This is a genomic window from Streptomyces sp. NRRL F-5126, from assembly GCF_000721265.1.
In the GTDB taxonomy this organism is placed as follows: domain Bacteria; phylum Actinomycetota; class Actinomycetes; order Streptomycetales; family Streptomycetaceae; genus Streptomyces.
The window spans coordinates 1-488 of the sequence record NZ_JOFZ01000073.1; the positions used below are offsets into that span (position 1 = coordinate 1).

The 488-nt window shown below is 70.1% G+C and carries 1 protein-coding gene; it reads left to right on the forward strand.

The window, feature by feature from the left end:
- Positions 1-19: 19 nt before the first annotated feature.
- Positions 20-488: hypothetical protein (locus tag IH48_RS33945; protein ID WP_158710402.1), on the forward strand; the 469-nt coding region annotated here is incomplete at its 3' end.

Here is a 488-nt window from a genome sequence, read left to right on the forward strand (position 1 = left end):
CCTCTTCCGTCTGAAGTTCATGGGCAACTTCAATAAGAACTCCTGGGACAACGTGGTCGGCACCAAGCCCGTCCCGGAATCCATCGACAAGGCCGGGCGAATGATGATTGTGGAGGGCAACGCCCAGTACTGGGTGCAGACCCTCTACGGCACCCCTGAAGCGCTGCGCGACTGGGCCATCGCGGCCCGCGAGCGCACCGGCTTCGTGGAGGGCGCCGGCCTCTACGGCGCCCCGCCCAAGCCCTCCCCGAAGACCCTCCCGCGGCTCCTCCAGGGCGTGTCACGTGACAAGCTCCCCGAAGGGCTCAAGGGGGCCTCTGAGGGGGGTCTGAGCGACGAAACCGCAGGTCGCGGTGTCACGCCCGAGGGCGACGTGACACCCGGCGTGACACCCCAGCGTGACAGGCTGCGGCTGGTCCCCGGGCAGGCCGGCCCCGAGGGCTCCCAGGACCCCCTGGCGGCCCCCGTGCTCCTCAGCGTGGCCGAGC